Here is a 21,761-nt window from a genome sequence, read left to right as displayed (position 1 = left end):
TATGCTTATTTTATTCAATTATGCTGCTAAGGAAATATTATGAATCCCTATCGTCCTGATATGCCCTCCCAGTACGGAGGCACTACCAGCGTGGCCATGCGTAACCGCGTGCTACGCAACACCTATTTACTATTAGCCGTATCCATGATCCCTACGGTGTTAGGGGCTTGGCTAGGTTTAGCCACCGGCATCACGTATGCTCTAGGCTCTAGCCCAGGGCTCAGTGCTATCGTGTTTCTTGTGGGTGCATTTGGCATGATGTTCCTGATTGAACGCAATAAAAATAGCTCTGTCGGTGTGGCGCTACTCTTAGCGTTTACTTTCTTTATGGGCATTATGCTGTCACGGCTGGTGGGCTTTGTGATGGGCATGAGCAACGGTACTCAGCTCATCATGTTCGCCTTTGGCGGGACAGCGGCTGTATTTGGGGTAATGGCTAGCATTGCCAGCACCAGCAAACGCGATTTTAGCGGCATGCAAAAGTTTCTTTTTATTGGTGCTGTTATTCTTATTTTAGCGGCCCTAGCTAATATCTTTTTGCAAATGCCAGCCCTAATGCTGACTATTTCGGTCATGGCCATTGCTATTTTTTCTGCCTTTCTGCTAGTCGATCTACAGCGCATTATTAATGGCGGTGAAACCAACTACATCAGCGCAACCTTATCGGTTTACCTAAGTCTCTATAATATCTTTAGCAACCTTTTGGCACTATTTGGTATTTTAGGTGGCGACCGCGAATAACACTATCTAGTCTAAAACAGCTAACGCCTCGCTTCTGCGAGGCGTTCTGTTTTTATATGACTTAAGTTTTTATTTTTAAACGACCGCTACGCCAATCTTTATATAAGCGCCACGTAATTTCACTTACTATAATGCCTACCGCTATCCATATTGGGATGTATGTCCACCACTCCCCTGGCTCAATAGGCTCTCCAATTAATAAGAACGCCACCCAAAATAACAAAATAGGTTCTACATAACCCAATAAGCCAAATAAACCCAAGGGCAATAAACGGCTTGAGCTGAGATAAAACGTTAACGCAATAGAGCTTAAAAACCCAAATAAAGGAACTTGCCAAAAAAAGCGCGGCGCATTTAAAAATGTGTGCATAACACTTTGTTCTTGGCTAACTAATACATAGAGTGTGGGGGCAAGCAAAAAACTAAAATCAAACCACAGACCAGCCAAGGCACCCAACCGCAAATAGCGGCGCAACATAAAATAAGGCGGATAACCGAACGCTACTAACGCCGTTGCCCAAGAAAACGAATAAGTGCGCCCAAACTCGTGCAATACACCCACCACAGCAAAAGCCACTGCTATTTTTTGAGGCCAACTAAGCTTTTCTTTATAAACCAGGCTTCCTATAACCACCATCGTCAATGGTAAAAGAAAATACCCTAATGCCACATCTAACGCTTTATTATGTACTGGCGCCCAAACAAATAACCACATTTGAATGCCAAATAAGGCAGCGCAAATCACCATAAACAGAAAAAACCGTACGTCGCTAATTAAGCGCATACCTACTTGTTTAATTTCTTCCCATGCACGAAGCTGTGTAATTAATACGGCCAAAGCTGGAACACCTAATACAATCCGCCAGACAAATAGCTCTGTTCCCGTCATAGGCTCTAAAAGCGTAGCGTAATAATAAACCACAGCAAATAAAAAAGAGGCACCGACCGATAAGGCAATACCTTGCTTCATAAGCACTCCAACAGGGAAATCAAATTGAGAGGTGAGGCAATTAAACGGCTTGAGCGTAAAGACGAGCTAAATCAAATAAGCGCTCACGCTTTAATAAAGCCTGGGTTGGCAAGACGGCTTTGTCAGGCGCGCACACAGCTTGGGGCAACTGTTGCAACAAGAGGCATAGGTCAGCCTCGGCCTGAGGCCAAAGAGCACAAAAAAATGCGTCTGGCGCCCAACGTGTTATACCAAAACGCTTGAGCTCACTACGATTAAAGTCTTTGCTGTTTTTAGTTAGGATACTAACAGAACGGTCTGCAAAGTGTGTTTGAGCCGCACGAGCCGCCGCAATCACATGCCAGTCTTTAGGATCGCTGTATTTAAGCCCTTCTTGAAAACCATGCACGATACCTTGGTTAGCAAGAGGAAATACACTTTCCCAACGCTGCCAGTCTACTTCAAGTCGAGAGCGTTCCACCTGCCATAAGCGCGACGCATTGCGCAACCACTCCTCACGGATATGTGGGCTCCATGCTGGCTGAAAGTGCCCAGCTTGTGCTAGACCTAAACTTAAAAAACGCAATACGTTAGAGATAAGAATGCACGTATCTAATACGACTACCTCCGTATTAGACTTAGGATCGCCCATAATGCTGGAGCTCCATTAATACGGCTCGTGTACGCAAGGGTCGGCCAAGTAAATAGTCGATACGCTCGCGTAAACGTTGTCGCAACGCGCTTTCGTTATCCAGATCTAAAAAGTCAGGCAATGGTTCATCCATGCCATAACCTGTCTCTTGTAATAACACCCACTCGAACTGCCGTAAGACATGCGCCGTCGTCGCGCTGCCCGCTGCCAAGCGCTGCAATGCATTTTTATACTGGTCAAACAACATAGGGTGAGGGTCTTCACGTGGTAATAAACGCATGATCAATTCGTTCATATACCAAGCCGGCATTAAATTACGCCCTGCTAACGGGTGCAAACCTGTGATTTCTGCCTTGGTGAGCGTTTTAACCTCGTTGGCCCCACTCCATGATAACAAGAGGGGCTGAAAATTCAACAACACAGGCTTTAATGCAGAATAAGGACGCTTTGCACCTTTGGCTACTAAGGCCACGATGCCATGATCGCGGCTGAACATTTGTGTAATGAGGGAGGTTTCCTTCCAAGCCACCGCATGTAATAAATAGGCTGGTGCTTCTGTTACACGTTGGCGTTTACTCATGCCCTAGTTCACGTAGGGTCGATTCGCGTTCGGTCCAACCTTTGCGCACTTTTACGTACACATCTAAATACACCGGCTTTTCCAGTAGATTTTGGATGTCTTGACGTGCCTCGGTGGCAATGCGTTTCATATGCGTGCCATTAGCGCCTAATAAAATGGGGCGATGGCCTTCGCGCTCGACCAGAATACAGGCAGCGATGCGGGCTCCGGACTCGTTTTCATCCCATTGCTCAATCATGACAGCACAACCGTAAGGGAGTTCGTCTCCGACTAAGCGAAACACTTTTTCGCGAAGGATTTCTGAAGCGATAAAACGCATGGAGCGATCTGTGAGGGTGTCCTCGTCAAACATCGGCTCGTTAACAGGCAAAAAGCGTGCGATTTCATCTAAGAGAGTATCAAGCTGCACACCCCGTTCAGCACTGATAGGGATGACAGCCGCATAATCAAACTGAGCACTAACCTGAGCGATATAGGGCAGTAAATCGGCTTTGTTTTTAATTAAATCGACTTTGTTGATCACGAGGATAACGTGAGCGTCTTTGGGTAACAGAGGTATTAACTGTTCATCACCTGCATTCCACTTGCCTGCCTCGACTACATGTAGCACCACATCGACATCGGTTAAAGATTGTGTGACCACACGATTCATCATGCGGTTCATGAGCCCGCCATGGCGCGTTTGGAAACCAGGCGTATCAACAAACACAAACTGCTCGTTTTCACGTGTTAAAACACTATGAATGCGGTGACGCGTGGTTTGTGCTTTACGCGACACAATAGATATTTTAGCGCCGACCAAGGCATTAGTTAGTGTGGACTTCCCCACATTTGGACGTCCTACTACGGTAACAAAACCGCATTTAAATTCAGGTGTACTCATAATTTTATCGACTTCATTAAGCAGGACGATGACGGCGCGAAGCACGCGATGGTTTGGCTGGCTCGATGGCTTGGACTTGATCAATGGCCTGAAGCGCAGCAGCTTGCTCTGCAGCGCGTCGGCTGCTACCACTAGCTTGTACCACAATGTCCAAACGGTCTATACGACACTCTACATCGAAAATTTGACTATGCGCTGCGCCATGAGTAGCGATGACCAAATACACAGGTAACTCCATGCGTCGCCCCTGCAGCATTTCTTGAAGCAAGGTTTTAGGATCCTTACCCAACGTTTTGGGGTCTACCGTCAAAAGGATTGGCTGGTATTGACGCCCAACCACATAGGCCGCAGCATCAAAGCCGCCATCCAGATATACCGCACCGAAAATAGCTTCAAGCGCGTCTGATAAAATCGAAGGACGTCTAAATCCACCACTTTTTAGCTCGCCCTCGCCTAAGCGCAAGTAGTCTGCTAGAGCGAGTTGCTGTGCAATATCTGCCAGAGTGGATTGCTTTACCAAATTCGCTCGTAAACGCGATAAGTCTCCCTCATCAATACGATCAAACTGGTTATAGAGCAAAGAAGCCACCACAAAGTTCAAGACGGAATCGCCCAAAAACTCAAGGCGCTCATTGTGCTTGGCATTATGGCTGCGATGGGTCACAGCTTGTTCTAACAACTCGGGCTGTTTGAACTGATAATCAATCGCATCCTGTAAGCGAGAAAGCCGTGCTACCATTAGTGGAATCGTCCTATTCGACTGGGTTCGCTGAAATTCATCCAGATAAAAAATGCGCGACCCACTACATTTTCATCCGGTACAAAACCCCAATAACGACTATCTAAGCTGTTATCACGGTTGTCACCCATCACAAAATACTGCCCCTTGGGCACAACACACTCCATAGCTTGACGCCCATAGGTGCAATTGTCGTAATACGGAAAACGGACAATAGGCATGTAGTCTTGGTTGGGCTGTTTATTAAGCAAAATATGATGAGACGTTTCACCTAATAATTCTGCATATTCTGTCGTATAGCCTGAGCGATCGGGCTCAAAGTATTGCCCCACTGAGCTATTTTCTATGGGCTGGTTGTTAATATAGAGCTGTTTATTTTCATAGCGTACGGTATCGCCCGGGACACCTACCACGCGTTTAATGTAATCTATGCTAGGGTCAACGGGATACCTAAATACCAAGACATCCCCGGCCTTTGGCGTGCCAAGCGGGATCACCTTTTTGTTTATTACAGGCAGGCGCACCCCATATTGGAATTTATTAACTAGAATAAAGTCTCCATTTTGTAATGTAGGCAGCATAGAACCCGAGGGGATACGAAACGGTTCAAAAATAAACGAGCGCAAGACAAAGACAAAAAGAATAACGGGGAAAAAACTAACCCCGTATTCTACCCACCATGCCATGCGGGCCGCTTTGGCTCGGGCTTCTTCGCGTAACTCTTGTTGTTGCTCTGCACTGAGGCCAGGCACAAAAGGAACGTTGGCAGCTGCCTCTTCGACACGCTGTTTACGCTTAGCTGCTAACGAGTACTTGTCCCAAAACCAAACGATCCCAGTGATCACTAACAAAATAAATAATATGAGCGAGAAATCCCAACGCATAGATAACACCGTTTCTTATTTGTCTTCGACTTGTAAAATGGCAAGGAACGCCTCTTGAGGGATTTCTACGTTCCCTACTTGCTTCATGCGTTTTTTACCTTCTTTTTGTTTCTCAATGAGTTTTTTCTTGCGAGAAATATCACCGCCGTAACATTTTGCCAATACGTTTTTGCGTAATGCTTTCACGTTTTCTCGGGCTATTACCTCTGCACCAATGGCCGCTTGAATAGCAATATCAAACATTTGGCGAGGGATAATACCGCGCATTTTAGAAACCACCTCGCGTCCACGATAACGTGCATTTAAGCGGTGTACGATCATGGATAACGCATCGACGCGGTCACCGTTAATTAAAAGATCGACTTTTACCACTTCGGCTGAGCGGTATTCTTTGAACTCGTAATCCATTGACGCATAACCGCGAGAGACGGATTTTAATCGGTCAAAAAAGTCTAATACGATTTCAGCTAATGGGATCTCGTACACAAGACTGACCTGGCGCCCTAGATACGTCATGTTCATTTGCACCCCACGCTTTTGATTACATAGTGTCATCACTGGACCTACGTAGTCTTGGGGCATTAACAACGTGACCTCAACAATCGGCTCGCGGATTTCAGCGATTTGACCTACCTCTGGCATACGTGACGGGCTATCAATCATAAGCACTTCACCGTCATTACGATGCACCTCGTACACCACTGAAGGAGCTGTGGTAATGATATCCATGTCGAACTCGCGTTCTAGGCGCTCTTGAACAATTTCCAAGTGCAGTAAGCCTAAAAAGCCACATCTAAACCCAAAGCCTAATGCCTGTGATACCTCGGGCTCGAACATAAGCGATGCGTCGTTCAGTTTTAGCTTTTCTAGGGAATCGCGTAATTGATCGTATTCGCTGCTTTCCACCGGATACACCCCAGCAAATACCTGCGGTTTGACCTCTTTAAAGCCAGGTAAAGGTGAAGGGGCCGCTTTATTACCACTATGGGTGATAGTGTCACCCACTTTGGCTTGCTCAAGCTCTTTAATGCCTGTGACCACAAAACCAACTTCCCCGGCAGACAGTTGTTCGACAGGGGTAGCTTTAGGTGTAAAGATACCTATTTGCTCGCAAATATGATTGGAGCCATTGGCCATAAGTTGGATCTTGTCACGGTGTTTCATCACCCCATTAACGATGCGTACCAACATGACCACCCCCACATAGTTGTCAAACCAGGAGTCAATGATCAGTGCTTGTAAAGGCGCATCGGGGTTGCCCTCGGGTGCTGGAATATGAGCCACAATGGCTTCGAGAATATCGTCAATGCCTTGGCCTGTTTTAGCACTGGCTTCGATTGCCTCTGAGGCATCAATGCCAATGACATCTTCGATTTCTTGACGAGCCGCATCGGGGTCTGCTGAAGGCAAATCTATCTTGTTTAAAACCGGAATGACCTCTAGGTCTTGTTCTAGAGCAGTGTAGCAGGTAGCGACGGTCTGTGCCTCGACCCCTTGAGACGCATCCACGACTAAGAGAGCGCCCTCGCAGGCTTGTAAGGAACGACTTACCTCGTAGGAAAAGTCAACGTGCCCAGGGGTATCGATTAAATTCAAGCGATAGGTATTGCCATCTTTGGCTTGATAGCTTAAAGCCGCTGTTTGAGCTTTAATGGTGATTCCACGTTCGCGTTCGATGTCCATCGAATCCAGAACCTGTGTCGACATTTCACGGTCTTCGAGCCCTCCACAGCGTTGAATTAGACGATCGGCCAAGGTAGATTTACCATGGTCAATATGAGCAATAATAGAAAAGTTGCGGATAAGATCCATAGACCTAAATAAAAAAACACCTGTTAATCGGACTCTGTACATACGACAGAAAAGGGGCGCTCAGGGCGCCCCTGTTGACTGCTATTTTAGCCTGTAATAACGTGAATTATTTAGCGGTTGGTTTTACTACAACCCACTGGGCATTATTTCCACGTACAACTAATAGCGCTACATTTTCATTAGCAGATAATGATTTTACTATGCGCTCGTAATTACCGACATCTAAATCGTCATGATTGTTGATTTGTACGATAATATCGCCCTCTGCAATGCCTGCTGCACTAGCAGGAGCTGCAGCTTGTTTAACCTTTACCCCACCGCTAATACCTAAACGCTGTTGTTCATTAGCAGCCAAAGCTTCGATTTGTAGACCTAAGCGATCTACTGAGGCGGTAGCTTGAGGCTCTGCTGCCACAGCAGTACCTGTAGTGAGCTCGCCCACCTCTGCTTTAACCGTATGGGTTTTGCCTTTACGCCATACCTCTACGTCGACCTGAGTACCTGGCTTTACAGAGCCTACGATACGAGGCAGATCGCTCATTTGTTTGATGTCTTTATCGCCAAATCGTAGAATTACGTCGCCATTACGTATCCCTGCCTTGGCAGCGGGGCCGTTTTCCTCGACGTTACTGACTAAAGCCCCTTTGCTGTCTTTTAGACCCAGTGCTTTAGCGACTTCCTCGCTGACATCGGTAATTTGCACCCCTATTCTACCGCGAGTCACGCGACCGTGTGCTTTTAGCTGTTCAACCACATTCATGGCTTCGTCAATAGGAATGGCGAGTGAGATCCCCATAAAACCACCACTACGGGAAATAATTTGGGAATTCACCCCAACCACTTCACCCGATAGGTTTAATAACGGACCGCCTGAATTGCCTGGGTTGACAGCCACATCCGTTTGAATAAATGGTAGGTAATCGCCTGTATCGCGATTAATCGCACTAACGATTCCCACCGTAACGGTAGAGTCCAAGCCAAACGGTGAACCAATAGCCATTACCCACTGGCCTTTTTTCAAAGCGCCTGGGTTACCAATTTTCAAGGGCGGTAAATCGTTGGCCTCGACTTTGATTAACGCTACGTCCGTGCGCTCGTCAGCCCCAATAACTTTAGCTTTATACTCTTTACCATCAACCAACGTCACAAAAATATCTTTGGCATCGGCAATAACATGGTTGTTGGTTAAAATATAACCATCGTTAGAGATGATAAAACCTGAACCTACTCCTCGGGGTACCACTCGCTCTTCCTGAGGGGCTGTGTCACCACCGCGCGGAGTAGCGCCCGGGCCGTGAGGCATCACATCGGGTCCAAAAAACCACCTAAACAAATCATATGGGTCGTTACCACCCCCGCGCATAGGCCGCACCGGTATGGATTCTGTAGTGCGAATATTCACTACTGATTTTTCTGTTTGCTCAACAATTTGTGAAAAATCTGGCAGCACCACGGCAGGCGCAGCTGTTTGCGCCTGCACTGGGCTTGTGCTGATACCAAGACTTAGTGCAGCAGCCACGCAGGCACTACCTAAAGCATGATAAAAACGAGTGGTGCGAATTTGCATTGTATGCACTCCGAAGGATGTATTTACTTAACTACAGGAACGAACTCGGCCCCATTACCCACATAATGCAAGGTAGCTAGAGGCACTTCACCTGTTGCCGTTAACCAGTAATCACCTATACGTTTACGAAATAAGTGAATACTACCTTTTTTAGAACCGGGATCGGCCTTAAGACGTTGGCTATAGCTATCAACCGGCTCAATAAATACTGAAATAGAAGCCAAGCCATCAGATAAAACGAGCTGGGCGACTTGGCGCTCGCTACGCATAAAGCGCGATATCTCTGAAACGGCCACAAAACCTGCAGGAGAAGGAATACGCCAACCTGTAGCGGCTAAATCCACGTTTTCTCTGTTGGCTGCAATCACGCGCCATTCCTTGTGTTTCCAATCGGAATCAAGCGCTTGGGATTGAATTGCGGCCCCACCTACCGTTAGGCTTGCAAAAGCGGTTTGGTTTACTATGGTAGGTTCTGCTCGCATGGCGATCGTTTGTGTTTGTAATAACAAATTGTGTTCAGTATCAACACATATATGGTAACCATAGCGCCATTCGTCAAGGGGGGTTAATGTATATTCTTGACATTCTCGACCGCCAACGCGCTTTTTATCGCGTATTTGCATTTGATAGTACTGATTAATTTTTTCAGTATTGCCCGTAAGCAAAGCAGGAAAACGGTCGTTTCTGGATTGCTCCAAGATAATGACTTGGCGCTCGGGAATTAAGCATTGAGTCACATCATTAATGCGCAGATATTCACGCTCGGGGCCATCTAAGCTTTCTAAGCGTTCTCGCTCGCCTTTACCATCGATGACATGCACCAAACGCATGGTCTGCACCCCAGCACTATTGCTATAACTAAACACCCCTGCATAGTCGAGTTCTCGAGCAGCTTGTTGAATCTGCTGCAATAGGGTGTTTAGATCTGTAGGTGCTGCATGCAATACTGATGTCCAGGCTAATATAGCCCCTAATGCCAACCGTAAGAAATGAGCTGAATAGCGCTTCATTTAGTTACCCATATAAGAAACATAACTAGCTGGCCCTACCCCTGTCATCGCACGATGCGCATCAATATAGTCTGCCCACAAATCATCTGCACTGGCTAACACAGGTGCCTCCTCTGTGACGGACTCGGGCTGGACCATTAGAAAGGTTAATAATACCGCCGCCCCTACCACAGCTAACGACATGGACCAACGACGCCAAACAGGCGGCTTGGTTGCATTGGGCGCAAACACGGTGGGCTCTTCGTCTATGGCTTTAGAGACCCGGGCATAAAATAGTTCAGAAGGTTCAATGGCAAGCTCTTCGCTACGCAATACGTCCCCAATAAGATGGTAGCTATCCCAAAGTTGACGGCCATACGGGCTATCGAGCTGTTCAGCATCTATGGGGTGTTCGCTATCTATCCAGAGTGAAATGGATTCCTCTAGACTTAGGTCGAGCTTTTGATCGAGATATTCCTGTTTTTTGGCTTGCATAGTGTAATTCCTTAGCTGCTCTCTCGCACTTTGCGTAATTGTTCGGCAATCGTTTCTCGAGCTCGAAAAATACGGGATCGTACCGTACCGATCGGACAGTCCATGGTTTGAGCAATTTCCTCGTAACTTAGACCTTCAATTTCACGCAAAACGATAGCTGTGCGCAGCTCTGGAGCCAGTTGATTAATAGCCGCATTGACGGTATCGGCTACCTGCCGACTGACCAACATGGACTCTGGTGTATTGATGTCAGTTAGAGTGTCAAGAGAGCTAAAAGTTTCACCCTCTTCATTTTCAAACTCGTGGGCTAAGAGTGGCCGTCTGCCACTAGCAGCTTGCCAATTACGCGCCGAGTTGATGGCAATACGATACAACCAAGTATAAAAATTACTATCACCACGGAACTGTGGTAGGGCTCTGTAGGCTTTAATAAATGTTTCTTGGGCGACGTCTTCGACCTCGGCAGGATCCGAGATCATCCGCGTCAACAAGCGCATAATACGACGTTGGTATTTAATGACGAGCAGGTCAAAAGCGCGTTTATCGCCTTGTTGAACCTGATGCACTAGCTCTTTATCTACATCATGACTCATACCGTGCTCTCTATCGAGGGGTCATTATGCTGAAGTTGATAACGCAATACGTGAATATGTAAATATCTCCATGCGGTGACTGACTGAGCGCTACGCCAAAATACCATAACCTGCGTTCGTTGCGGTTGGTCGTGTTGACGAAGACGTAGACATACAGCCCAAGAACTCTGCCACACATGGGTAATGTGCACAGGCCGAGAATAGGGGTGAGTAAAATAAAACTGACTGTGTTGGTTACAGCTTAAAGAATAAACAAGCTGCGTTTGGCTTTGGTAGAGATAAGCCACCACCACAAAGAAGCTGAAGCCCAAGTATAAGGCAAGAGAGACGTGCCATTGTTGACTAAGCAGGCCTAGCACGCCCAACACTAACACCAAAAACAACAAACCCAACACCCGAACACGTAAAGGAGTACGTGTAGTGAAGTGTTGGGTTCGGGGAACCATGGTTAGTCCAGACGACGCACCACCATGGTGCCATTTGTGCCACCAAAACCAAAAGAGTTAGATACTGCGACATCAATTTTGGTTTCTCGCGCTTGATTAGCACAGTAATCCAGATCGCATTCAGGATCTTGATTAAAGATATTAATCGTAGGGGGCGAGATTTGATTGTAGAGCGCAAGCGTAGTGAAAACGGCCTCTATACCACCCGCTGCACCCAATAAATGCCCGGTCATGGATTTAGTTGAGTTCACGATTACCTTGTTTGCGTGATCTCCGAGGGCCAGCTTGATGGCTACGGTTTCATTAATATCACCCAACGGGGTGGATGTACCGTGTGCATTAATGTAGTCAATATCCTCTACATTAATTTTTCCATTGCGTAGGGCATTTAACATGCCACGACGCGGGCCATCGCTATCTGGCGTAGTAATATGATGAGCATCTGAGCTCATGCCATAGCCAACGAACTCGCCGTAAATCCGAGCACCACGTTTTTTTGCATGCTCGTATTCCTCGAGCACCAATACCCCAGCGCCCTCGCCCAAGACAAAACCGTCTCGATCAATGTCCCAAGGACGGGAAGCCGTCTGTGGATCGTCATTGCGAGTGGATAATGCACGCATTGCGGCAAAGCCGCCCACACCTAGTGGGGAAACTGTAGCTTCGGCACCACCCGCTACCATCACATCAGCATCGCCATACTCGATAAGACGAGCCGCGTCACCAATGGAATGTAAGCCAGTTGTACACGCTGATACCACAGCATAGCTTGGCCCTTTAAGCCCTAGCAGAATAGATAATTGGCCTGAAACCAAATTAACGAGGGACCCAGGCACAAAGAACGGGGAAATACGGCGCGGGCCGCGTTCGAGGTAGTCGGATTGTGTGGCCTCGATGCGAGGTAAACCGCCAATCCCCGAACCAACAATAACACCGATACGATCAGCATTGTCTTCGGTGACTTCTAGGCCAGCGTCTTGCCACGCTTGCACACCCGCCGCCACGCCGTAATGGATAAAAGTATCCATTGTTTTGGCTTCTTTGGCTGTGATGTATTGCGTAACATCAAAATCTTTAACCTCACCCGCAATCTGGGCTGTGAGAGCTGAGGGATCAAAGCGCGTAATACGCCCGATGCCTGAACGCCCATTAACGATGTTATCCCAAGCGGTTGGTATGTCATTACCGACTGGAGACACAATACCTAAACCGGTAATCACGACACGTCGTTTCACGGATGACTCCTAAATACAAAAAAAGCGGTTCGTAGCGAATGACCCAATACCATTTACCAAAGCGCGCTAAGGTAGAGCCACTGTATCATTCTCTGTAAACCGCCTTGAGCTTTGGGGCAAGCCACCACATCAATGTGTCTAGCCTGCCCACACCCAGGTTTGAAATTACTGCTCGCTGTTAGCGTTAATGTAGTTAACAGCTTGCTGAACCGTCGTGATTTTCTCAGCTTCTTCGTCTGGGATTTCGGTTTCGAATTCGTCTTCGAGCGCCATCACGAGCTCGACCATGTCGAGCGAGTCGGCACCGAGGTCGTCAAGAAAAGAAGATTCGTTCTTGATCTCGGCTTCGTTTACGCCAAGTTGTTCAGCGACGATCTTCTTGACGCGCTGTTCGATGCTTTCCATGCAGATTCTCCAAATTGGGGATTAATTCCCGCAAATTATAGCCAAACAATTAAAAGGGTGTAGGCTATGACCAAAAATGGCAATATCGATTTGTTTCAATAAAGTACTGATATAAAACGATACGCCCCTTAAAAATAGTTAAAGTAAGTAATTTAACCTTAGATCAGCGTTTCGCCAAGTCTTTTACATGTACATGCCGCCATTGACGTGCAAGGTAGTACCCGTAATGTAATCGGCCTGAGGACCCGCTAAAAAGGTTACAGCATTCGCAATATCTTCGCTTTGACCTAATCGACCTAATGGTATTTGAGTAAGCAAAGCTGTTTTTTGTTCGTCGGATAGCGAACGAGTCATATCGGTATCAATAAAACCCGGTGCCACACAATTAACAGTAATATTACGACTGCCTAGTTCACGTGCCAAGGCTCGTGACATACCCGCTACACCGGCTTTCGCCGCAGCGTAGTTGGCTTGCCCAGGGTTGCCACTATAGCCAACCACCGAACTAATGTTTATTATACGACCCCAGCGCGCTTTCATCATAGGGCGAATAACGGCGCGGCTTAAGCGAAAAACAGCACGCAAGTTGGTGTCCATGACAGCGTCAAAATCATCATCTTTTAAACGCATGGCCAGGTTATCGCGAGTAATACCAGCATTATTAACTAATATATGCGGCCCGCCCTCTTTGGACAATTGGGCGATTAGATCATCGCAGGCCTGATCGTCCGTGACGTCTAATTGTACGCCCCGACTATGCGGGTTATTTAAATAGGCCGTAATAGTTTCAGCACCTGCCGCTGTGGTGGCAGTACCTATTACTTGCGCCCCTTGGGCTTGCAACTGTAGGGCAATAGCTTGACCTAAGCCACGCGTAGCGCCTGTCACAAGAGCAATTTTTCCAGCTAAAGGCAATGTTGTCATATGCAATTAATTTTGTAAGCTTGTTAAGACGTGCTCAAGTGAGGCGGGATCATTGATCGACAAGACTATCATATCTTTATCGATACGCTTAACTAAGCCAGAGAGGACTTTACCTGGCCCACATTCTACAATGTGAGTCACCCCTAAAGCACGCATTTTCTCGATGGTTTCCACCCAACGAACTGGGTGCCATGCTTGACGCGCTAAGGCCGACTTAATGGCATCGACCTCGTCGGGATACGCCACATCCACATTATTAATCACAGGAATACGTGGCGCATCAAGTTCGATATGGTTTAACGCGACGGCTAATGTATCGGCAGCAGGCGCGAGCAAACTAGAATGAAACGGGGCGGATACAGGTAACAATACTGCGCGTCGAGCCCCGGCGACTTTAGCTAGCTCGCACGCCCGCTCAACAGCCTCTTTATGGCCAGCAATCACAATTTGGCCAGGAGCGTTAAAATTAACAGGCTCTACGACTTGGTCTTGGGCGGCCTGAGCACAGACTTGACGAATCTGTTCGTCATTTAGGTTAAGCACAGCTGCCATGGCACCGACGCCGACGGGTACCGCCTGTTGCATTGCGTCTGCACGGATGCGTACAAGTTTCACGGCATCTGACAAACGCAACACACCCGATGCAGTTAAGGCAGAGTACTCACCTAGACTATGGCCCGCGACCACATCCGGTAAGGCACCACCCGCCTCTACCCATGCATTAAACATGGCAACGGCAGCCAACAACATAGCAGGCTGCGTATTGGTAGTTAAGTTCAGGTCTGTATCAGGACCCGTAGCAATGAGACGACCTAAATCTTGGTCTAGGGCTTCGTTAGCTACTTGGATAGCGGCTTGGACAGCCCGATTATCTGACCATGCATCAAGCATGCCCACCGATTGAGAGCCTTGACCTGGAAATACAAATGCAATTTTTTTCATGAGTTTGACTGTAAAAATAACTGCTGTTTAGCCTAGCATAAATTAGTTAAATACGCGCTAGGACAGAACCCCAAGTAAAGCCACCGCCTACGCCTTGCATTAAGACAGTATGCCCAGCCTTGACGCGCCCATCTTTACGTGCAGCATCCAAAGCTAGGGGAACACTAGCCGCTGAGGTATTAGCGTGTTGATCTAGAGTAATAACTACTTTCTCGGTGGGAACATGCAATTTACGGCCAATAAAATTAATAATACGCACATTGGCTTGGTGAGGAATCAGCCAATCCACCTGTTCCATTGACAACCCTGCCTGAGCCACGACCTCTTGACCCGACTTGGTTAAGGCATTGACGGCAAATTTAAATACGGCCTGTCCATCCATGCGCAAGAAAGGGTCACCCACGACCTCGCCATAGGCTACGTTGCCTGCGGCACATAAAATATGATTTTGGCTGCCGTCTGCTTTCAGTTGAGTGGCCATAATCCCAGGCTCGGGGGAAGCAGCAAGCACCACTGCACCTGCCCCATCACCAAACAGCACACAGGTACTACGATCTTTCCAATCTAAAATAGAAGAGAATACCTCTGCGCCAATAACTAAAGCCTTGGTTGCATTACCTGCCTTGATCAGCGCATCCGCTGTTGTCAAAGCATAAACAAAACCGCTGCAGACTGCTTGAACATCAAACGCAGCACCACCAGAAATGCCAAGCTGGTTTTGCACCAAACACGCCGTGCTAGGAAAAACAAAATCCGGGGTAGATGTGGCCACCACGATTAGATCAATGTCCGAAGCCGCTAGCCCTGCATCAAGCAGAGCAGCTTGCGCAGCTTGCGTAGCAATTTGACTTGTGGTCACACCGCGATCAGCAATATGACGTTGCCGTATTCCCGTTCGTTCCATGATCCATTGATCGGAAGTTTCAATCCCATCTTGAGCTAACTGAGCGGCAAGATCGTCATTACTAACAATACGAGGGGGCAAGTAGGAACCAGTACCTATTATTTTGGTATATGGCATTGTGAAATCCTTGATATGCTGCGCTTAGAGCGCAGGCTCAGACTGCGTGTCCAGAGGAAGCTCTTTACCATTTTGCGTTTCCAGCTGATGACGCAAGCGGTCTATGGCTTCGGTCGTTCCGGTAAGTAAGCCATTATTCACAGCATCTCGAGCGCGTTGCAGCGCGTAGCCATACGCATAGGCATCGGCAGAGCCATGACTTTTAATTACGATACCACGTAAGCCAAGTAATGCCGCGCCATTGTAGCGTCGGTTGTCGACACGATGACCTAAACGGCTCAGGACTGGTTTGGCGACAAGGCCTGCCGCCATAGATAAGCTGTTGCGAGTGAATTCCTCGCGCAACATAGAAGCGACCATTTTGGCTAGCCCCTCTAAGGACTTCAAGACCACATTACCTACAAAGCCATCGCAAACCACGACGTCGACGGTACCTTTGCAAATGTCATCGCCTTCTACGTTGCCGTAAAAATTTAAACCACTGTGACGCAGCAGCTCGGCGGCTTGACGCACGACCTCGTTGCCTTTAATGACCTCTTCACCGATATTAAGTAAGCCAACGGAAGGGCTTTGTTGTTTATCTACGATGGAGGCCAAAGCGGTACCCATAATAGCAAACTGCAGTAAGTGCTGAGCACTACAGTCTACGTTGGCACCCAGATCAAGCATAGTTGTGGCGCCCCCTTTCTGATTAGGAATGGAGGTCGCAATAGCCGGACGGCTAATGCCATCTAATGTTTTAAGCACATAGCGGGAAATAGCCATCCATGCGCCTGTATTGCCGGCTGAAACACACGCGTCCGCTAGTTGGTCTTTAACTAACTGAGCGGCAACGCGCATGGAAGAATCTTTTTTGCGCCGTAATGCGACCTCGACCGAGTCATCCATAGTGACGACCTCTGAGGCATGTATGATTTCGTACCAGGCACGATCGGGACCACGATGACGTTGCAAATGACTTGCAACAGCCTCTTTGTCACCTACCAACAAACACAAAACATCCTCGTGTTGCTGGGCAAATTGAGCGGCAGCAGGAATGGTTACAGCCAGACCTACATCGCCCCCCATGCAATCAATGGCGATACGTATATACGGATTAGACATGTGAAACGCAACGGCGCAGTAAACGACGACGCAAGAAATTAATCGTCGTTTTTAGTTTGTAGCACTTTACGACCACGGTAAACGCCGTTAGGGCTGATGTGGTGACGTAAATGTAGCTCGCCTGTTGTGGGCTCGATTGCCGTTGCAGGACCGGTTAAGGCATCGTGCGAACGACGCATGCCACGACGAGACGGGCTCTTTTTGTTTTGCTGAACAGCCATGATGACTCCTGTAAACAGAGCAGATCCATTGACCAGCCCCGTAAATGAAAAATAAAATAAATTTACGATTTTTTAAGTTGGCTGAGGACGGCAAAAGGATTGGGCTTTTCGTCTTCGGCCTCTTCGTCTTGGACAGCGAGAGCCTCGGGTAGATGAGGACATTCGGTGTGGCGCGGAACATAGGGCAGGCTTAGGATTAGTTCATCCTCGACCAGATCCAATGCATTGAGCTGCACTGCTCCCAATATACGCTCGATGGCATCGGGATCGTCTGCGTCTATATCTAACTCTAGTTCGTTAGCCACGACTAGAACCTGATTTTTAGCATCAATAGGATAATCAAAATCCTGCATACAGCGTTGGCATGTCAGCACGACAAACCCAGTCAGTGTGATAGTTAAAAACTCTTGACCTGCTGTATCGACGCTGCCTTGTATGGACCAGCTTAACGACTGATCTTTTTGGGCAGGCAAGCCCTCTAGGGCACGCTTAAAAACAGAAATCGGGCTTTGGGCCGCAAAAACTTCACCGTTGCGAGTGAACGCCGCAGTATCTAATAGATATTGTGTTGGCTGCAAGGCAAGTATTTCCAATAACGAAGAAAAAGGGAGATAATAACGCGTTGACCTTTAGCTAGTCAAACACTTCACTCATTTTACACCACAAAGCGATTATGCGTCTTATTCTGGCCTCAAGCTCTGTTTATCGCCGTCAACTTCTAGAGCGACTTTGTCTTCCCTTTGAGGTGCTTGCTCCGGATGTCGATGAAAGCCCCTTTCCTAACGAGCACCCTAAACAATTGGCCTTACGCTTAGCCACAGCCAAAGCACAGGCCATTGCCGCCATGCACCCTGACGCCATCGTGATTGGCTCAGATCAAGTAGCAACGTTGGGCTCGCAGAGCCTAGGTAAACCGGGTAATCATCCTCAGGCTGTGGCTCAGCTAAAGCAACTTCAAGGGCAAACCGTTGTGTTTCATACTGCTTTATGCGTGGCACAAAACACACAGTTTCAAACCGTCAACGTGGAAACCATCTGCCGTTTCCGCGCGTTAAGCGATGAAGAGATAGAAAATTATTTGGCCTTTGAGCAGCCTTACGATACTGCTGGCAGCGCCAAAGCTGAGAGCTTAGGAATTAGCCTGATGCAATCCATGCAGTCAAATGACCCCACTGCTATTATCGGCCTACCGCTTATTGAGCTAGCTCGTTTGTTACGTGAACGCGGCGTAAATCCTCTTTTGACTCCAATCGCTCTTAGGACTTATGACTAAAACATTACATTTACTTCCCGTTCCCTTAGGTGACAGTGCTAATGCTCTGTGGCTTCCTACTGCGGTACAACAGCAAGCAGCCCAACTACGCTGTTTTATTGTAGAAAATGCCAAAACAGCGCGTGCTTTCTTAAAACAAATGGGCACCGAGCACGCCTTACAGGACATCACGTTATTTCAGCTTGATAAGCACAATAGCTCTAAACAACAAATTCAACAGTGGCTCCAAAGCCCAGAGGCTGCCGCAGGCATCGGCTTAATGTCCGAAGCCGGTTGTCCTGCCGTCGCCGACCCTGGCGCTGTGGTGGTCGCAATGGCGCATGGCCTAGGCTTTACGGTAAAGCCCTATGTTGGTCCTTCATCCATTTTATTAGGCTTAATGGCCAGCGGCTTAGACGGACAAAACTTTTGTTTTCATGGTTATGTTCCCCGCCAAGCGGACGACCAAGCTCGTACACTCAAACTCTGGGAACAACAGTCCAAAAAACTTAACCAATCTCAAATTTTTATTGAAACGCCCTATCGCAACCCCGCTTTATTTGACAACTTGCTGAAACAGTTGGCTCCTACCACTCGCTTATGTGTTGCCCGAGCCTTGACTACCCCCGATGAATGGGTGCGTACACACAGCGTCAGCCAATGGCGCAACCAGCCTGCACCCGAGCTTAATAAACTTCCCACTTTATTCTTATTTCAAGCCCATGCGTAACCCTCTCAGTCTTAGTGTTGTTATGGGGTCATGCGCCTTACTTAGCGCCTGCAGCAGCTTGGGCCCACAGCTTAACTACACATTGAATACGGATTTTGAGGCTCAAGGACATAACAGTCGAGTGCGACATGTTGTCATTCACTATACGTCTAGCCCTTTTCCTGTAGCCTTAAAAACCCTCACCCAGCAAAACGTCAGTAGCCATTATTTAATTACCGACACCGCTCAACCGGTGGTGTATCAATTAGTGGATGAAAACCGACGCGCTTGGCATGCAGGGGTTAGCGCCTGGTATGACTACCCAGACCTTAACACCAGCTCGATTGGTATCGAGCTCGTGAACGAAGGGCGTCGTCCTGACTTAAGTTGGGCCCCCTATGCCCCACAGCAAATCGAAACATTAATTGCTTTGCTGCATGACATCGTAGCAAAGCACAATATCCCTGCCGAGCACATTGTGGGACATAGCGATATAGCCCCACAACGCAAAATTGACCCGGGCCCGTTGTTTCCCTGGGAACAGTTAGCCCAAGCGGGCTTGGGGCGCTGGTTTGATGCGGGTACGGCGCAGCACTTTAGTGATTTCTATGCCGCTGAAGGCCTGCCCACTCCGATAGAAACACAACAACTATTACAACAAATCGGTTATCCCATCGACATAACAGGACAATGGGATGCTGCATCAATCAATGTATTGCGTGCTTTCCAAATGCGCTATCGCCCCGCTCAGCATGATGGTATGTTGGACACCGAAACCGCGGGCATCTTACGTGCTTTACAACACGGTGCCGCCTCCGATGCACCGTAGACGCAGCCCTAAAAAAACTGGCATAAAGCCAGTTTTTTCGGTTAGTCTTTTAGACGATGCATAATCCATTCATGCATCTCTGGCACTGAGCTCACAATTGCAGTCGGCTCAGATTTTTCTAAAGTAGGAATATCGTGCGCCCCATAGGTAACGGCCAAGCAATCCATGCCGGCATTGTGTGCCATGTAGGTATCGTGTGTCGTGTCACCTACCATCAGCACGTTTTCTGGTTGCAGATCTAGTTCCCAGAGGATTTCTTGTAGCATTAACGGATCAGGCTTGCCGCGTGTCTCGTCAGCACAGCGTGTCGTCGTAAAGTAATGCGCTAAATCCACAACTTTTAACACACGATCTAACCCGATACGGCTTTTCCCCGTCGCCACGCTAATAGGCACTACGCGTTCACGCAGTTGATCTAGCAGAGGCACAGCCCCATCAAACATTTTAATCGTGGCATCGCGTTGAAAGAAGTGATGACGATAACGCTCTAGGAATTGCGGCATTTGCTCTGCGGTGAGCTCGGGAACGGCTTTGTATAAGCCGCTCTCTAGAGACAAACCGATAATCCAACTGGCTTGCATAGCGGGCGGTACAGGCAAGCCTAGATCGGCACTGGCCAACTGAATGGACTCAATAATGGAATGGGTAGAATCCATTAAGGTACCATCCCAATCAAAAATGACCGCATCGTAGTGTTTCAACGGTGTTTCTCCAACGTAATAAGAATTTCTGTACATGCTTGGGGCAGCGGTGCCTCGAAGTCGAGCCATTGGTCGGTTACAGGGTGACGCATACGAAGCCGGGCTGCATGCAAAAACATGCGTTTAAAGCCCCACTGAGCAAATTGGGCCCGAACAGCATCCGAGCCGTATTTATCGTCTCCTATGATAGGAAACCCCGCGTGGGCCAAATGCACCCGAATCTGATGGGTACGACCTGTTTTTAGCTCGGCCTCGAGCAAACTGTATTGCCCATAGCGTTGCAATAAGCTGACGATAGTATGAGAAGGCCTGCCTTCGGCATCGACTCGAACTCGACGTTCGCCTGATGCTGTCATCCAGCGCAGTAAAGGGGCTTTTATGTGCTGACGATCGTTGACCCAATCACCCTCGACCAAAGCCTGATAAAATTTTTCTATTTGGCCGTCTCTAAACATATCATGAATCGCAACCAAAGCACGTCTGCGTTTGGCAATGATCAATAACCCCGAGGTGTCGCGATCTAGACGATGGCCCAGTTCGAGTAACTTTTGCTCGGGGCGCGCTGCACGCAGTTGCTCGATCACGCCAAACGACACTCCACTGCCCCCATGTACTGCAACCCCTTCGGGCTTATTAATGACCAATAAATAATCGTCTTCGAACACTACGGGAAACTGAGCAGGAGGTACCCGTGGCGCGGCCTCTGGGTCGGGCATACGCATAGGCGGTATCCGCACAACATCGCCCTCTTGTAAACGGTACTCATTTTTAACGCGTCCTTTATTGACCCGGACTTGACCACTACGAATGGCTTTATAGATGTGGCTTTTCGGCACACCTTTACACTCCCTAACTAAGAAATTATCGAGTCTCTGCCCCGCCCATTCTGGGCTAATTTCTAGTATCCGTACCTGCGGCATGGTCTTTTTCACTGCTAATGGTTTTCTCATACTCAAAAGAGGCATATAATCGCTTCAGCCTATGGGAACTGTGACACCGCTAGACGTAGAGATGCAAGGGTGCGTCTCCGCTAGCCGTAAAAGTATTTATTGTAATACGTATTGTGCACAGTTTTCGGGTCATAAGGT

26 protein-coding genes are annotated in these 21,761 nt (G+C 48.0%); 4 read left to right on the top strand and 22 right to left on the bottom strand.

The window, feature by feature from the left end:
• The first annotated feature begins 39 nt into the window (after positions 1–39).
• Entirely contained in the window at positions 40–741 is a 702-nt protein-coding gene (locus GGR41_RS00445) for a Bax inhibitor-1/YccA family protein (protein WP_167660177.1), read from the top strand.
• A 61-nt stretch (positions 742–802) separates the two neighbouring features.
• Here GGR41_RS00445 and rarD read toward each other — a convergent pair whose 3' ends face one another.
• The 20 genes from rarD to GGR41_RS00345 form a co-directional block, all read right to left on the bottom strand.
• Positions 803–1,711: an EamA family transporter RarD gene (gene rarD / locus GGR41_RS00440; protein WP_167660176.1), complete on the bottom strand. Its 909-nt coding sequence runs from the start codon at positions 1,709–1,711 to the stop codon at positions 803–805.
• A gap of 40 nt (positions 1,712–1,751) precedes the next feature.
• Positions 1,752–2,342, bottom strand: coding sequence for a PIN domain-containing protein (locus tag GGR41_RS00435; RefSeq protein ID WP_167660175.1), 591 nt, complete (start codon positions 2,340–2,342; stop codon positions 1,752–1,754).
• Positions 2,329–2,922 (bottom strand): DNA repair protein RecO, encoded by a 594-nt coding sequence (recO, locus tag GGR41_RS00430; RefSeq protein WP_167660174.1) that lies wholly within the window; start codon positions 2,920–2,922, stop codon positions 2,329–2,331. The genes GGR41_RS00435 and recO overlap by 14 nt, the downstream gene beginning before the upstream one ends.
• Positions 2,915–3,805, bottom strand: a complete 891-nt coding sequence (gene era / locus GGR41_RS00425; protein WP_167660173.1) for a GTPase Era — start codon at positions 3,803–3,805, stop codon at positions 2,915–2,917. The genes recO and era overlap by 8 nt, the downstream gene beginning before the upstream one ends.
• Before the next feature lie 16 nt (positions 3,806–3,821).
• Positions 3,822–4,544, bottom strand: coding sequence for a ribonuclease III (gene rnc / locus GGR41_RS00420; protein ID WP_167660172.1), 723 nt, complete (start codon positions 4,542–4,544; stop codon positions 3,822–3,824).
• Positions 4,544–5,428 (bottom strand): signal peptidase I, encoded by an 885-nt coding sequence (gene lepB / locus GGR41_RS00415; RefSeq protein WP_077733653.1) that lies wholly within the window; start codon positions 5,426–5,428, stop codon positions 4,544–4,546. The genes rnc and lepB overlap by 1 nt, the downstream gene beginning before the upstream one ends.
• A gap of 15 nt (positions 5,429–5,443) precedes the next feature.
• On the bottom strand, positions 5,444–7,240 hold the full coding sequence (lepA, locus tag GGR41_RS00410) for a translation elongation factor 4 (RefSeq protein WP_167660171.1): 1,797 nt from the start codon (positions 7,238–7,240) through the stop codon (positions 5,444–5,446).
• A gap of 106 nt (positions 7,241–7,346) precedes the next feature.
• The gene (locus tag GGR41_RS00405) at positions 7,347–8,807 is read right to left on the bottom strand and encodes a Do family serine endopeptidase (RefSeq protein ID WP_167660170.1); all 1,461 of its coding nucleotides are present in this window, start codon (positions 8,805–8,807) and stop codon (positions 7,347–7,349) included.
• 23 nt (positions 8,808–8,830) lie between these two features.
• Positions 8,831–9,817 (bottom strand): MucB/RseB C-terminal domain-containing protein, encoded by a 987-nt coding sequence (locus GGR41_RS00400; RefSeq protein WP_167660169.1) that lies wholly within the window; start codon positions 9,815–9,817, stop codon positions 8,831–8,833.
• Positions 9,818–10,291: a sigma-E factor negative regulatory protein gene (locus tag GGR41_RS00395; RefSeq protein ID WP_077733656.1), complete on the bottom strand. Its 474-nt coding sequence runs from the start codon at positions 10,289–10,291 to the stop codon at positions 9,818–9,820.
• 11 nt (positions 10,292–10,302) lie between these two features.
• Complete coding sequence (rpoE, locus tag GGR41_RS00390; RefSeq protein ID WP_077733657.1) at positions 10,303–10,884, bottom strand: RNA polymerase sigma factor RpoE; 582 nt, start codon at positions 10,882–10,884, stop codon at positions 10,303–10,305.
• Complete coding sequence (locus tag GGR41_RS00385) at positions 10,881–11,330, bottom strand: hypothetical protein (protein ID WP_167660168.1); 450 nt, start codon at positions 11,328–11,330, stop codon at positions 10,881–10,883. The genes rpoE and GGR41_RS00385 overlap by 4 nt, the downstream gene beginning before the upstream one ends.
• Before the next feature lie 2 nt (positions 11,331–11,332).
• A complete protein-coding gene (gene fabF, locus GGR41_RS00380) occupies positions 11,333–12,565 on the bottom strand; it encodes a beta-ketoacyl-ACP synthase II (RefSeq protein ID WP_077733659.1) in 1,233 nt (410 codons plus the stop codon).
• 165 nt (positions 12,566–12,730) lie between these two features.
• On the bottom strand, positions 12,731–12,970 hold the full coding sequence (gene acpP, locus GGR41_RS00375) for an acyl carrier protein (RefSeq protein WP_077733660.1): 240 nt from the start codon (positions 12,968–12,970) through the stop codon (positions 12,731–12,733).
• A gap of 183 nt (positions 12,971–13,153) precedes the next feature.
• Entirely contained in the window at positions 13,154–13,894 is a 741-nt protein-coding gene (gene fabG, locus GGR41_RS00370; RefSeq protein WP_077733661.1) for a 3-oxoacyl-ACP reductase FabG, read from the bottom strand.
• A gap of 6 nt (positions 13,895–13,900) precedes the next feature.
• Positions 13,901–14,836, bottom strand: a complete 936-nt coding sequence (gene fabD / locus GGR41_RS00365) for an ACP S-malonyltransferase (RefSeq protein ID WP_167660167.1) — start codon at positions 14,834–14,836, stop codon at positions 13,901–13,903.
• Positions 14,837–14,882: 46 nt separating this feature from the next.
• The gene (locus GGR41_RS00360) at positions 14,883–15,857 is read right to left on the bottom strand and encodes a beta-ketoacyl-ACP synthase III (RefSeq protein WP_167660166.1); all 975 of its coding nucleotides are present in this window, start codon (positions 15,855–15,857) and stop codon (positions 14,883–14,885) included.
• Between the two features lie 24 nt (positions 15,858–15,881).
• On the bottom strand, positions 15,882–16,961 hold the full coding sequence (plsX, locus tag GGR41_RS00355) for a phosphate acyltransferase PlsX (protein WP_167660165.1): 1,080 nt from the start codon (positions 16,959–16,961) through the stop codon (positions 15,882–15,884).
• A gap of 38 nt (positions 16,962–16,999) precedes the next feature.
• Complete coding sequence (rpmF, locus tag GGR41_RS00350; protein WP_077733664.1) at positions 17,000–17,182, bottom strand: 50S ribosomal protein L32; 183 nt, start codon at positions 17,180–17,182, stop codon at positions 17,000–17,002.
• Between the two features lie 62 nt (positions 17,183–17,244).
• Positions 17,245–17,760 (bottom strand): YceD family protein, encoded by a 516-nt coding sequence (locus GGR41_RS00345; RefSeq protein ID WP_167660164.1) that lies wholly within the window; start codon positions 17,758–17,760, stop codon positions 17,245–17,247.
• Between the two features lie 95 nt (positions 17,761–17,855).
• Between GGR41_RS00345 and GGR41_RS00340 the strand changes: the two genes are divergently transcribed.
• Genes GGR41_RS00340 through GGR41_RS00330 form a run of 3 tightly spaced genes read left to right on the top strand, consistent with a single transcriptional unit; the run spans position 17,856 to position 19,972 of the window.
• Entirely contained in the window at positions 17,856–18,455 is a 600-nt protein-coding gene (locus tag GGR41_RS00340; RefSeq protein WP_167660163.1) for a Maf family nucleotide pyrophosphatase, read from the top strand.
• On the top strand, positions 18,448–19,164 hold the full coding sequence (locus GGR41_RS00335; RefSeq protein WP_167660162.1) for an SAM-dependent methyltransferase: 717 nt from the start codon (positions 18,448–18,450) through the stop codon (positions 19,162–19,164). Before GGR41_RS00340 ends, GGR41_RS00335 begins: the two co-directional genes overlap by 8 nt.
• Positions 19,157–19,972, top strand: coding sequence for an N-acetylmuramoyl-L-alanine amidase (locus GGR41_RS00330; RefSeq protein WP_167660161.1), 816 nt, complete (start codon positions 19,157–19,159; stop codon positions 19,970–19,972). The genes GGR41_RS00335 and GGR41_RS00330 overlap by 8 nt, the downstream gene beginning before the upstream one ends.
• A gap of 41 nt (positions 19,973–20,013) precedes the next feature.
• On the opposite strand, the gene GGR41_RS00325 is transcribed toward GGR41_RS00330, so the two are convergent.
• Together GGR41_RS00325 and GGR41_RS00320 are read right to left on the bottom strand one after the other, a co-directional pair.
• Entirely contained in the window at positions 20,014–20,673 is a 660-nt protein-coding gene (locus tag GGR41_RS00325; protein WP_229711089.1) for an HAD-IA family hydrolase, read from the bottom strand.
• Positions 20,670–21,638 (bottom strand): RluA family pseudouridine synthase, encoded by a 969-nt coding sequence (locus GGR41_RS00320; protein WP_167660159.1) that lies wholly within the window; start codon positions 21,636–21,638, stop codon positions 20,670–20,672. The genes GGR41_RS00325 and GGR41_RS00320 overlap by 4 nt, the downstream gene beginning before the upstream one ends.
• Positions 21,639–21,761 lie beyond the last annotated feature (123 nt).

It is taken from the genome of Paenalcaligenes hominis (genome assembly GCF_011927625.1).
Taxonomy (GTDB): Bacteria; Pseudomonadota; Gammaproteobacteria; order Burkholderiales; family Burkholderiaceae_B; genus Paenalcaligenes; species Paenalcaligenes hominis.
Note: the sequence above shows the minus strand (reverse complement) of the source record. Positions and strands in the feature narration are given on the sequence as shown.